This window comes from Paraglaciecola sp. L3A3 (assembly GCF_009796765.1).
Classification (GTDB): Bacteria; Pseudomonadota; Gammaproteobacteria; order Enterobacterales; family Alteromonadaceae; genus Paraglaciecola.
Genome location: NZ_CP047023.1, coordinates 603,532 through 617,302, shown reverse-complemented (window position 1 = coordinate 617,302; position 13,771 = coordinate 603,532). Strand labels below are relative to the sequence as shown.

At 39.6% G+C, this 13,771-nt stretch carries 10 protein-coding genes; 7 read left to right on the top strand and 3 right to left on the bottom strand.

What is annotated here, in order from left to right; genetic code table 11:
* Nucleotides 1–103: 103 nt before the first annotated feature.
* Nucleotides 104–1,399 carry a sigma-54-dependent Fis family transcriptional regulator gene (locus GQR87_RS02600; RefSeq protein ID WP_158966264.1) on the bottom strand — a complete coding sequence of 432 codons (1,296 nt, stop codon included), beginning with the start codon at nucleotides 1,397–1,399 and terminating at the stop codon, nucleotides 104–106.
* A gap of 384 nt (nucleotides 1,400–1,783) precedes the next feature.
* Here GQR87_RS02600 and GQR87_RS02595 point away from each other — a divergent pair, with 384 nt between their 5' ends.
* From GQR87_RS02595 to GQR87_RS02565, 7 genes are read left to right on the top strand one after another with little or no spacing between them, the layout of a single operon-like run.
* The gene (locus GQR87_RS02595; protein ID WP_158966262.1) at nucleotides 1,784–3,370 is read left to right on the top strand and encodes a cytochrome ubiquinol oxidase subunit I; all 1,587 of its coding nucleotides are present in this window, start codon (nucleotides 1,784–1,786) and stop codon (nucleotides 3,368–3,370) included.
* A 10-nt stretch (nucleotides 3,371–3,380) separates the two neighbouring features.
* Entirely contained in the window at nucleotides 3,381–4,535 is a 1,155-nt protein-coding gene (gene cydB / locus GQR87_RS02590; RefSeq protein WP_158966260.1) for a cytochrome d ubiquinol oxidase subunit II, read from the top strand.
* A gap of 58 nt (nucleotides 4,536–4,593) precedes the next feature.
* Entirely contained in the window at nucleotides 4,594–4,725 is a 132-nt protein-coding gene (gene cydX, locus GQR87_RS02585; protein ID WP_158966258.1) for a cytochrome bd-I oxidase subunit CydX, read from the top strand.
* A 56-nt stretch (nucleotides 4,726–4,781) separates the two neighbouring features.
* Complete coding sequence (gene cydD / locus GQR87_RS02580) at nucleotides 4,782–6,524, top strand: thiol reductant ABC exporter subunit CydD (RefSeq protein WP_158966256.1); 1,743 nt, start codon at nucleotides 4,782–4,784, stop codon at nucleotides 6,522–6,524.
* Entirely contained in the window at nucleotides 6,521–8,269 is a 1,749-nt protein-coding gene (cydC, locus tag GQR87_RS02575) for a thiol reductant ABC exporter subunit CydC (protein ID WP_158966254.1), read from the top strand. Before cydD ends, cydC begins: the two co-directional genes overlap by 4 nt.
* A gap of 20 nt (nucleotides 8,270–8,289) precedes the next feature.
* Nucleotides 8,290–8,871: a DUF3365 domain-containing protein gene (locus GQR87_RS02570; protein WP_158966252.1), complete on the top strand. Its 582-nt coding sequence runs from the start codon at nucleotides 8,290–8,292 to the stop codon at nucleotides 8,869–8,871.
* 37 nt (nucleotides 8,872–8,908) lie between these two features.
* Entirely contained in the window at nucleotides 8,909–9,385 is a 477-nt protein-coding gene (locus GQR87_RS02565) for a Dps family protein (protein ID WP_158966250.1), read from the top strand.
* Between the two features lie 357 nt (nucleotides 9,386–9,742).
* On the opposite strand, the gene GQR87_RS02560 is transcribed toward GQR87_RS02565, so the two are convergent.
* Both GQR87_RS02560 and GQR87_RS02555 read right to left on the bottom strand, forming a co-directional pair.
* The gene (locus GQR87_RS02560; RefSeq protein ID WP_158966248.1) at nucleotides 9,743–11,050 is read right to left on the bottom strand and encodes a histidinol-phosphatase; all 1,308 of its coding nucleotides are present in this window, start codon (nucleotides 11,048–11,050) and stop codon (nucleotides 9,743–9,745) included.
* Between the two features lie 59 nt (nucleotides 11,051–11,109).
* Nucleotides 11,110–13,731 (bottom strand): TonB-dependent siderophore receptor, encoded by a 2,622-nt coding sequence (locus tag GQR87_RS02555; RefSeq protein WP_158966246.1) that lies wholly within the window; start codon nucleotides 13,729–13,731, stop codon nucleotides 11,110–11,112.
* Nucleotides 13,732–13,771 lie beyond the last annotated feature (40 nt).

Sequence of the window (13,771 nt, the reverse complement as noted above, 5' to 3'; positions counted from 1 at the left end):
TTATAGAGTATAGGGTGAATATTATTACTCAAAAAAAGTTAGCTAATTAATTATCGTAAGAAATACCTTGAATGAAAGTTCAAATATAAAATAAACACCATTTCTAATTAAAATCTTGCGTATTGAGCTGATGTTTTTGTAGTTTTCTATATAAGGTTCTCACACTGATTTCTAAATGCTCAGCGATAACTTTAGGTTGATTTCCATATTCAGTCAGTAATTTAATGATGTATTGTTTTTCGTTAGAGATAAGATTATCAGAGTGATCCTGTGGCGTATTTAAAGCTAGGATTTTTTCAGGTAAGTGCTCAGTGGTTATCCATTCATCATCACTTAATAAGGCACTTCTTTGCACTATGTTTTTAAGTTCACGTACATTGCCTGGAAAATGATAACGGGATAATAGATTTAGCGCCTCGTCGGTAAATTTTTTCGATGCAAATTCGCTTTTTAATAATAGATGTTCAGCTAATAGTGGAATATCAGCTTGCCTTTCTTTTAGCGTGGGTAAACGAATGGGAAAAGCATCGATTCGATAATATAAATCTTCTCTAAATTCACCTTGATCAACCATTTTTTCTAAATTTTTATGACTTGCGCAAACCAGCCTAAAATTCGCTTTTTGTTTTTCAACACTACCTACTCTTCGATAATGTCCAGTTTCTAGCAAACGCAATAATTTCACTTGTAAATTGAGTGGAATATCACCAATTTCATCTAAAAATAAGGTGCCTCCGTTAGCCATACAAACTAAGCCTTTTTTACTGGTGCTTGCCCCTGTAAATGCCCCTTTCTCATGACCAAATAATTCAGATTCAAATAAGGCTTCGTTTAACCCAGTACATTCAACCTCTATAAACGGTTTACTCGACCTTTTACTAACTTGATGTATAGATAAAGCCGCCAATTCTTTACCTGTGCCAGTTTCACCTTGTAACAATATACTGATGTCACTTTTGGCGCTGCGAGAAATCATTTGTAGCAGATATTGAAAGGGTTGACTTTTACCTATTAACTTTCGGTCACTACTATAACTACTGGCAAAATCAATTTTTTCGAGTATTTCTAAAAAGCCTATGGTTATTCCATCGTTATTTGTCACTGGTTTCATTAAGATATTGCAATAAGCGTCACCAGAATCAGTTTTGTGAATATGCAGTGCGGAGCTATTTTTATTGGTTTCTTTACATGCAGATAGAGGACACAATTCACCATTTTGATCACAAGGTTTAGTCGAATTATGTGACACCTCATGACATTTACTTTGTCCTAATAAAACAGGGTGAGAATAAGTATCACGATAAGCTTGATTTACCGCTTCAATGGCGTAATTTGGAGTAATGAAAATAGCTGGCTTTTCAATAGCTTCAATAATTGCTTGGATTGTTTGATGGACCATTCTATTTCATTTAATCATTATAATTGCCATAAATGACACACTATAACGACACTTATGTCATAGGTAAAAGTTATTTCTTCATTATCATTCCTCAAAAAAATAATTTACCTTTATTTTCAATAGCTTATAAAAAAACAAATAGATGGCCTTTATATTGCAAATACTATTTTTAAGATAGTCAGTACTAAGATAAGTATCCAACTATAAACAAAACCTTGGGAAGGTTAGTTCATTTTTTAGCTGATTTTAAAAAGTGAGCTAAAGTTCAAGTTAGCTGTAAAAACATTGATTTATATCAATTATTAACTAGAAAAAAATCAACACTCACACAACCCAGAGTAAAATATTTTTTAACATCAAAGCGTAATAACGAGAGCAATTAGTATGATCAATGAAACCTTAGTAGAGCTATCTCGGTGGCAATTTGCTGTTACCGCGCTATTCCATTTTTTGTTTGTTCCTTTAACACTCGGCTTAACATGGATTTTATTTATCATGGAATCCGTTTATGTGATGACGGGTCGCGAGATTTATCGGGACATGACCAAATTCTGGGGCAAATTGTTCGGCATAAACTTTGCCATCGGGGTCGCTACAGGCTTAACCATGGAGTTTGAGTTTGGTACCAACTGGTCGTATTACTCCCATTATGTGGGCGATGTTTTTGGTGCGCCCTTAGCCATTGAAGGGTTGATGGCCTTTTTTCTTGAATCTACCTTTGTCGGCATGTTCTTTTTAGGTTGGGATCGACTAAGCAAGCGCCAGCATTTAATGGGCACTTTCTTGATGGCCTTGGGCACTAACTTGTCAGCTTTATGGATATTAATTGCCAATGGTTGGATGCAAAACCCAATTGGCAGTGAATTCAATTACATGACTATGCGTATGGAGTTAGTCAGCTTTAGCGAAATCATTTTTAACCCTGTTGCTCAAGTCAAATTTATCCACACGGTCGCAGCAGGATATGTTGCCGGTTCAATGTTTGTATTGAGTATTAGTAGTTACTATTTACTAAAAGGTAGAGATATAGCCTTTGCTAAAAGGTCTTTTTCAGTCGCCGCGGGCTTTGGTTTAGCCTCAATTCTGTCGGTTATTATGCTAGGTGATGAATCGGGTTATGAAACCGGAGAAGTACAAAAAGTAAAACTCGCCGCAATTGAAGCTGAATATCATACTGAGCCTGCCCCTGCTGCCTTTACCTTAGTGGGTTTGCCAAATGACGAAACCATGGAAACCGATTACGCAGTAAAAATACCTTATGCTTTAGGTATTATAGCCACGCGCTCTTTAGATGAAGAAGTCACTGGCTTATATGATCTACAAAAAGCCCATGAACCACGCATCCGTAATGGCATGATCGCTTATGAATATTTAGAAAAGTTACGTAACGGTGAAGAAACACCTGAAAACATTGCTCGATTTAATCAAACCAAACAAGACCTAGGTTATGGACTGTTACTAAAACGCTATACCAATAATGTGGTCGATGCTACAGAAGAACAGATACAACAAGCGGTGAAAGACTCCACTCCAGCTGTCGCCCCTCTTTTTTGGGCATTTAGGATTATGGTAGGCGCGGGTGTTTTAATGTTATTGCTCTTTGTTTTAGCATTTTACTTTAACGCTCGCCGAGAAATAGAACAAAAACCTTGGTTACTCAAAGCCCTTTTATTCGCTTTGCCGTTACCTTGGATAGCCATAGAAACAGGTTGGTTTGTGGCTGAGTTTGGCCGTCAACCTTGGGCTATTAGTGAAGTGTTACCGACCTTTTTGTCTACTTCAGACTTAGCCGTTGGAGATGTATTGTTTTCTCTTATTGCCTTTATTCTTGTGTATACCATTCTATTTATTATTGAGATGTATTTAATGATTAAATTTGCTCGATTAGGCCCTAGTTCATTACATACTGGTCGTTATCACTTTGAACAAGAACCAGAGTTAGTACCTGGTCTTCGCAGCCAACATTCTTAAGGGGAATAGTATGTTCGATTACGAAACATTAAAATTAATCTGGTGGGGGCTTATCGGCTTTCTGTTTATTGGTTTTGCGATAACCGACGGCATGGATATGGGTGTAGGCGGCTTGCTACCATTTGTTGCCAAAAAAGATGTAGAAAGGCGTGTGGTGATTAATACAGTGGGTGCCCACTGGGATGGTAACCAAGTGTGGTTAATTACCGCAGGGGCATCTCTTTTTGCCGCTTGGCCACTGGTTTATGCCACTGCCTTTAGCGGTTTTTATTTTGCCATGATGTTGACCCTATTTAGTTTATTTTTACGGCCACTGGCCTTCGATTACCGCAGTAAAATTGAGTCAGATAAATGGCGTACTAATTGGGATAAAGCTTTATTTGTAGGTTCTTTAGTGCCCCCTTTAGTATTTGGCGTGGCTTTTGGCAATTTATTACAAGGTGTACCTTTTGGTTTCGATTCATTAATGCGTGTGACCTATACAGGGTCATTCTTTGCTTTATTCACGCCTTTCACTCTATTAACTGGAGTAATAAGCGTATGTATGGTGTTGCTGCATGGATCGACTTGGTTAGTATTAAGAACCGATGCTGATATCGCTCAACGCTCAGCCACTATCGGCCGTATTGTTGCCCTTGTATTAGCTATTGCTTTTGCCCTTGCTGGTGTGGTGGTTTGGCAAAGTATTGATGGCTATTCAGTTGTCAGTGCTATAGACACTATGGGTCAAGCCCAACCCACCACTAAAGAAGTCAGTACTGGTTCTGGTGTGTGGTTAACTAACTTTTTAGCCACCCCAATATTATGGTTAGTACCACTTATAGGCATATTGATGCCTCTAGTTGTGAGTTATTTACTGGCTATAAAAAATAAAAGTACATCAATCAAAACAATGTCTTTGATAGCTAGTTCGTCAACCATTGCCAGCATCATTTTAACCGCTGGTATTGCTATGTTCCCATTTGTGATGCCATCCAGTAGCCACCCCAATCATAGTTTGCTGATGTGGGATACAGTATCTAGCGAAGGCACACTAGGCTTAATGTTAATGGTCGTAGCCGTTTTTACACCTATCATTTTAGGCTACACAATATGGTGTTATAAAAAGATGTGGCGCACTGTGACTATTGATGAAATTGAACAAAATAATCATTCAGCATATTAGTTAACCTGAGCTCGGGATAAGCCGAGTTCAGATTAGTAAAAAATTAGAGGAAAAAACCATGTGGTATTTCAGTTGGATTTTAGGCGTTTTACTTGCGGTATCTTTAGGCATTATTAACGTTATGTGGTACGAAATGGAACAACATGTAGACAATATTGCTGATGACCAAAATAATGACGGGCAGTCATAAAGCAGCATGAGTGACTTTAACAATATGAGCCAGTATGCAGTACAAAGAAGCCCTCAATGGACAAGGTAACTGCGCAAACTGAACAACATAAAAAGCAGGTTAATCACTGGCTCAAGTCACAAAAAAAACATTCCCAGGGTAAGTTAAGTCGTGCCATTGCCCTAGGATCATTCAATGGTTTATTGATGATCTTACAAACCTCAATACTTGCCTACCTGATTGATTTGGTGATTTTCTCTAGTAATGGAGATAACAGTCATAACATCAAAAATATCAGCATTGCTTTAGTGATTGTGATCCTTTGCCGGACCGTATTAGGCTATTTCAGCGAGTGCTATAGCCGCCGCGGAGCAATGTTGATTAAAGCTAATATTCGCTCACGATTACTGGAACGTTTATGTAGCCTTGGCCCAGCCTATACTCAAAACCAAGGAGCCGCCAAATTAAGTGGTTTACTTGATCAAGGTATAGATTCATTAGAAGATTATTTTGCTGGCTATCTACCCGTTGTAGCCTATTGCGCGGTGATACCTTTGGCTATTCTGGTTGCGGTATTTCCTATCGATTGGCAATCAGGGTTAATTTTATTATTCACTGCGCCTATGGTGCCCTTTTTTATGATTTTAATTGGTCATAAAGCACAGCGACTTAATCAACAGCATTGGGCCAAATTACAGCGAATGAGCTGTCATTTTCTGGATATTATTCAAGGTTTAACTCAGCTTAAAATATTCAATGCTTCCCGTAGAGAAATCGCTGCGGTCAAAAAAATTAGTGATGACTATGGTGATGAAACCATGGGGATCTTAAAAATAGCCTTTCTTTCCTCATTTGTTTTAGAGTTTCTCGCCTCGGTTGCTATCGCATTAGTAGCTGTGGTTTTAGGTTTTCGCTTGTATTATGGCGATGTGGATTACATTCTGGCTCTATGGGTATTACTCCTCGCTCCTGAGTTTTATTTACCTTTTAGACAACTGGGCAGCCAATATCACGCCAAAATGGCAGGGGTGGCCGCTGCCGAAGACTTAGTCGATTTGGTTAATCAAACTGCAACCAATCAACAGGATACAAGCCCCTTTCTCACACCTTTTACCATCAATATTGCACAAGCTAATTTTAGCTACCCATCCCGTAGTCAAACCTTAACAGATATCACTACCCATTTTGACTCTCAAGGTTTGTATGCCGTTATTGGTGATAGTGGCTCAGGTAAATCGACCCTAATTGATATGATCCTAGGTTTTGTTCAGCCAGACTCAGGGCAAGTGCTCATCAATGGAATAAGACTGACAGCCGCTAATCGTGACCTATGGTTACAGCAATGTGGCTGGATATCCCAACAAGCTGAAGTATTTCACGGCTCACTAGCGTTTAATGTAGCGATGTCAGACAGCTATGAAACAAAGCAAGTAGAACAAGCTCTAAGCAAAGCCGGTTTAAAAAGTTATGTTGAAAAACTGGCACAAGGTATTGAAACCCCCATTGGTGAAGCGGGTGCCGGCTTGTCTGGTGGGCAGATCCAACGTTTAGCCTTAGCTCGTGTTTTTTATCATCAACCGGCAATATTACTGTTAGACGAACCCACAAGTCACCTTGATCAACAAAGCGAACAAATCATTACCGATTCAATTAATGCCTATGCAAAAGATCATCTGGTTATCGTTATTGCTCACCGTTTACATACAGTCATAAACGCTAAACACATAATAGTACTTGAGCAAGGTAAAATTATTGAGTATGGCGATCATCAAACGCTATTAGCTAATAATGGTTATTACGCTCAGCAGGTTAACATATGAAGGTGTTTTTTCGATTAATTCACCTACTCAAACCTCAGTTACCATTAATGTTGCTGGGAGCATTGTTATCTGTGATTACTGTACTGGCTAACATTAGTTTATTAGCCGTTTCGGGCTGGTTTATTACCTTAATGGCAATTGGCGGTAGTACAGGCATATCAGTCAATTATTTTACACCTGCGGCTATTATTCGCTTTTTAGCCATAGTACGCACGGCTGGGCGATATAGTGAACGCATGTTAACTCATCGCGCTACTTTTAATGCCTTAGCCTATCTACGACATTACTTTTATCAACAACTAGAACCCTTATTGCCCTATTATCGAATGGATTTACGCTCAGGGGATTTATTAACCAGACTGCAGCAAGATGTTGATAACCTAGATAACTTCTATTTACGGGTGTTATTACCGCTGTTTGTAGCCTTAATCTCAGTGCCTATTATTTGCTACGCTTTAGCACAGATTTCGCCTGTTATTGCATGGTTAATGTTCAGCGCATTATTAATTGTTGCTGTGATTTTACCCATATTCAGTTACCTAGCTTCAAAGACTTTAGCACAACAAAAAACCTTATCGGCCAATCATCTAAGCGAAACCTTAGTTAACGGCATTAGCGCGATTAAAACACTACTGGTATATCAAGTAAGCCTGCCTTATCAAAATTCTATAGCCAAACTAACCCAGCAATATTACGACGTCTGTTATCGGTTAGTTAAGATTAATGCGGCCATGAACGCCCTCATATTTTTAATTATCCACTTGTCTGCATTACTTTGCTTATTACTGCTATTACCCCTATTAACCTCAGGTGAAGTAGACAGTAAATCGTTAGTGGCTGTGATCTTATTAGTGTTAGTTAGTTTTGAAACAGTGATGAATATGCCTTTAGCCTTGCAATTGTTACCACAAAGTTTAGCCAGTGCCAGCCGACTGTTTGCCATTATAGATAAAGAAAAACCACTGAATATCGGCACAAAACCAGTACACCATGGGGACATTGAATATAACGACTTAACTTTTTGTTATCCGCAACAAAAAGAACCCAGTTTACGGGATATTAAGCTGTCGATAAAAGCCGCTGAAAAAGTAGCAGTTATCGGCGCAAGTGGTGCGGGCAAATCAAGTTTAGTTAATTTACTGATGGGATTTTGGCCAATCGGAAATGGCAATAAACAAGAAGCCACAAGCAAAGGAACACTCACCATAGGCGGTGAAGAGTTAAACCAAATTGATCAAGAGTTATTACGCCAACATATTGCCTTAATGAGCCAACAAGGGCATCTGTTTTCTGCCAGCATTGCTGATAACTTACGCTTGGCCAAACATGACGCCACTGAAGGTGAAATGCGCCATGTTTGTCAACAAGTTAACTTACTCGACTTTATTGATAGTTTACCTAAGAGCTTTGATACTTGGTTAGGCACCACAGGTACTGGATTATCTGGGGGACAAGCGCAACGCTTACAAATCGCTCAGTTATTGTTACGCCCTGCCAAAGTGATAATTTTAGATGAACCCACTAAAGGCTTGGATAAGCACAACGAAACTAGCGTCATGAATAATATTCTGGAGCACATAAACCAGCAGAATCAGAGCTTAATTGTGATTACCCACAAGCCTTTAATGTTAGAAAAAATGGATAATATTATTGTCATGGCGGAAGGCAAAATTATCGCACAAGGCAATCATCAGCAACTGCTAGCCAATAACCAATATTACCAACAACTACTTAATTATTTTTAACTAAAACTGAGCATAAAAATATGAAACTACTCTTTAAAAATATGCTGTTAGCCCACAGCTTTATAGTATTACCGGCTTTAGTGAGTGCAGCTGAAACAATGCCAAGTACAGAGATCCAACAAGCTCGAACCCTAGTTAAAGCCTTTGGCGGTGACTTAAAACAAGTACTACAAAGTGCGATGCAAACGGGTGGACCAATCAAAGGACTAACTGTGTGCAACCTAGAAGCCGAACCTATTGCTGAAAAACACAGCTCTTCAAGCTGGGACATTGCACGTACATCACTCAAAGTGAGAAATCAGAATAACCAAGCCGATGCATGGGAAACAACCGTTTTACAGCAATTTATACAACGCCAAGCAGCAGGCGAAGACTTAGCCACTATGGAACACTCTGAAGTTGTTACATCGGGCGATAAAACACTTTATCGGTACATGAAACCCATTCCTACCGCTGGGGTTTGTTTAACTTGTCACGGCGTGACATTATCTAATGATGTCAGTAAAAAAATTAAAACGTTATATCCCGATGATCAAGCCACAGGCTTTAATCTCGGTGATATTAGAGGTGCATTCACCTTATCCAAAGTAATCACTCCCTAACCACCTAGCTCCCTAACCAAGTAAATAGAGGAAAAAAATGACTGATATAAATATTGGTATCAACAAAGAAGATAGACTCGCAATCGCAGAAGGGTTAAAAAGACTTTTAGCTGATTCTTACACTCTATACTTACAAACTCATAATTTTCACTGGAATGTAACAGGTTTACAATTTCGTGAATTACACTTGATGTTTGAAGAACATTATACTGAATTAGCCATTGCCGTTGATGACGTAGCTGAACGAATCAGAACACTTGATGTTGCCGCACCTGGCACCTATAAAGAATTTGCCCAACTTAGCTCTATCAAAGAAGTGGATGGTGTACCAAGCTCATCAGAAATGGTGGCACTACTGACTAAAGGCCATGAACAAGTGATCAGAACAGCCCGTGAAGTATTAAAAATTGCTCAGGCTGCTGATGATGAATCCACTGCATCACTAGTCTCTGATCGTATGGTTATCCATGAAAAAACAGCTTGGATGTTAAGAGCGACAACCAAACAAGCTTAAGCAGTAAATATCTAAAATATTGGGGCTTAGTTTAAATCTATTCATTCATAAATTTCACTTAGCCCCAGTTTTATTATTTTCAAGGAAATAATAAAACTAACTAATCTGAGTTCTGGATAAGAAGTATCGTCTAACCTTAATTTATCATTACAATTCAATAACTTAATAACGTTCACCCAAATCACCTCACCTGAATGCTTACTCGGTGACGAAATTTTTCGTGGATAGCAAGGCGGATTGTCGTACGTAATAACGTGTTATTGCTAGACTCTCCTCCAACGCGGCTAGGCAACCCAACGCCGCTAGGCACAAAAAGAGCGTTATCGACAGGTTCGGCTTATCCAGTATTCAGGTTAACTACTTAGCAACTAAAGGTTGAGTCCATGCCATTTCCGTATCACCAGTTTCGTATGGATTAGCTTGGATGGCAGTAGAAGTTACACGTGCACGAACATAAATTTCGTTACCTGTCAGCTTATAACTCGCCTTCGAACCTTTAACCCGCTTTAGAACACGACCAATATCATCGCTATAGGTGTACACCACTTTATGATCATGATCTTCGTTATTACGATGTGAGTGTTTCTTAGTTGTACCCACACCCTTTAGATCTGCGTCTTTGGTTGTACCTATGAATTCTATGACATAGTCAGTATCAGCTTTATTATTCACCGTAAGATTAATGCTATCTTCAGAAATATCAAGAGTTCTCAATTCCACACCTGTAGAGTTATAGAAGTGGCCTTGTTTTATTGCTGAGGTAATGGTATTTGGACTTAAATAGGCAGAGCGCACCATGATCCAGCCTCGGCCTGGGTTGGTATGTCCAAGACCCCAGCTAGTATATTCATGAGAGTCATCAGTAGCCACGCCATAGATTAACCCTTTGCCTCGTTCACCCAATCGTTTGGACAGCACTATGTCCCAAAAACGTTCCATGCTCGGGTGCAGATCATCTCCATAATTATCAACACCTGAGTGACCGTTATACATTTCAAAAAAACCATCACCAGGCTCATGATCTAAATCAAAGAAATTCTCAGGCGCAATGGCATAATGAAAATTGGGATGGTTCACATGAGTAAACATTGGCTGTTTATAATGGCGCTCTTGTGCTGAAACCAGATCAATATTACGCTGGATAGTGTCAGTCACGCTGTTCCCTATAACCGGCTCAATAGGTGCAACCAAATTAATACCATTTAAATGAATAGGCTGTTTTTTAAACTTTGAGGTAATTTCTTCTCCCTTAATAAAAATAAAATCACCTGCTTGTTCGAATAATGTTCGGTAATCATCAATTGCTTTAAGTTTTACCTCGCGATTCCCTAGCTCACCACGCAACTCTACCCAGTCTTTCCCAAAACGTTGCAAGTACATATCATAAGCGGTTTTGATTTGTTCTGGCCGACGTGAAGCTTGGTCAATGGGATACCATTTTTCGCCTTGCTTCATGACATTATGATCACTAATAACAAGAAAATTGTAATCGTTCTTTTTATACCAATCTGCCACTAATTCCGGTGGCGCATCTCCATCACTCCACCAACTATGAGCATGAGTATTACCCTTCCACCAACGCTCTTCAACGGGTGAGGTTTCTGCTTGAACAAAAGATGTATACAAAAGGCCGACGGTTGCCAGCGTTGTCACTAATTTTTTCATAATCGCTCCAGGCTGCTCTCGCTCTAAAGAGCAGCCTTGCTGTTATTTAAGTTGATGGGTTACAAAGAATATTCGTACTGGATCCACACAGAACGAGGCTTACCATTCCAACCATACTGGTAGTAATACTCAGAATCATAACGACCAATCTCACCACGTACACCTGCAGTAGATAAACGCTGATCAGCTGAGGCACTGGCTCGCTCAAAATATTGCTCATCAGTAATGTTGACTAAACGCAGCAATAAACGATGCTCTAAATCTTGGCCCATGCGGTATTGGATAGAGCCATTTAGGACGAAATAATCACCAAAATTAAGATCAGGGTTTGTACGTTCACCATTGCTATCAACTAAACGGGCTTGAGTTGAACCAGCATATGCCCATTCAGGTCCTTGCCATTTAGGATTAAGTGCAATAGTCCACCTATCCGTTGGAGAGTAACTGAACAATGCTGATGCAGACCATTCAGGTCGCTCTGACGACTGGCGCACCAAAGCACTTCCTGCAGCCCCTGGCACGACAAAATCAAGGTTAGATCCGGTTCCCGCTTCTATTGCTGTTAAGCCGTATATAGGATTGGGTTCTTCCGAACTCATATTTGTGAAAGTAACGTCAGCCTGCCATTCATCTGCATCAAAAGAAGCATCTAATGTCACACCTTTAATTTCCTGCAATTGATTGCGGTTAAAGTAGGACGTTTCATTACCTGTAAGTTTACCTAATTGATATTCAGCTAAGGCAAATGCACAAAAATCTTCAGGCGTAACGATATTTGCTACTAGATTATCTTCACCGTTTAATACCGCTATTTCTGGACAGACACGGTCAATTGAAGCACTGCCGAACAAATTGTCGATCTCAGTATCAAAAGTACTGATCTCTAAATTATAAGTTCCGCCCCAGATATCTCCGTTAATACCTAAGCCAAAACTATAGGTCTCAACAGATTGTGTTTGCATTGAAGGATTATTGATATTGCCATTACGAGCACCAATTTCGGTCAACGTTGGGTTACTGTAGGATGTACCACCATTAGAGCGTACATAAATCCCCATAGGCAACTCTTGACGGAAACCATATTTCCAAATAGTTTCATCTTCAAATGCGTTGTTATCATCAAAGCGACCTGCCAGTGAGAATGACGTACCTTCAAGAAAATCGAAACTAAAGCGTAAATCACCATACAAACCAATTGTACGAACTTTATCATCGCTCATACCATAAGCGACATCTGAATTGTCATAATAAGTGCTGTATTGCAGACCAAATACAGTTTGAAAATAATCGGTCCAATCACTTTTAAACCGGCCATTTAAGCCAGCATCGACATAACCAGCTTGGTATTGATCACCTTCACCGAAACCTTTAGTTGGCGAACCATCACCAAAACCAGCCACACTTTGGATCACATATCCAATCGGAGCACCAATAGGAAAAGGATTATCTAATGTGCCATAAGGCACACCATTTTCATCCACATAATAACCTTGCTTAGCTGCAGTTCCCGCACCGGAATAATCACCATATGGGTTGGTGACACAACCTGCTGGTAATCCATCTATACTGTTGGCAAACGTCTCAAATTCTGTTGCATTAGCAAAACCAGTAATACCTTGCGCTGTAGCCTTGGTTTGAATAGATTCAGGTAAATCACTCAATCTTGGTAATTGGCAAACACGAGCATCAAGCTCTGTATTATAAAGAATAGGCGCTACGTAATGCCCTTCCAATTCAAACTTAGTATTCTCAGCCACCCGTGTATTAAACGACAAATTAAACATTGGAAATTCGGTGTAGTTGGGCTGATAAACCGTAAAATTAGGGAATGAATCTCTGAAGTCTACTGTGGCATACTGAGCTCCCAAGCGAAAATTAGTTTCATCTCCAATAGCCCAATGATATTTAGTACCAACCAGATTATAAGAGTAAGGAAACTCATGAAAGCCACCTAACGCTTGAACCGTGTCTATGTGCGCCTCGCGATCAAATAAAGTGTGAGATTGTGTTTCATAAGAGCGGGCAAAAAACATTATCGAATGATCATCTGTACCAAACAACGGCATCGACACGTTGCCGTACATTTCACGGGTATCAAAAGATCCTGCATACACACCCAACTCACCTTTTATGGGTTGACCTGCATGAGGCTTTTTATAGATGGCATTGACCACACCTAAGCCGCCATTACCACCGTAATATATACTTTGACCACCACGAAATACTTCAACACTTTCAATCATACGCGGATCTAAAGAAGTAGCAGGCCAAATACTTTCTAGTGGTGTACCGCGGTCAAATGTAGGCATGCCGTCTAACAAAAGTAATGTATCACGATCAGTACCACCGTCAATCCGTATCGTAAACTCCCCTTCATCCGGAGAATAACCAATGTTGGCACCACGAATAAGACCAGCAGCAAGTTCACCAAAGTTAGTAAATCCACCAGTGGCAATTTCATCTGCCGATATTAGTTGAACCTGTGTACCGAATTTAGAAAACTCGATAGCTACATCAGAAATATTAGAATCAATTCTTTTACCTTCAACTATGATTCGATCCATTCGGGGATCGACTTCTTGTTGTTTTTCATTTTCTTGAGCTATAACACTTTGACTCTGTGTCGCAATTATCACTGAAGCACACAATAGATTGCGTGCAAACTTTTTCTCCAGACCCATGGGTTCACCTTGATTAAATTAAATTGTTCATCAGAAATAA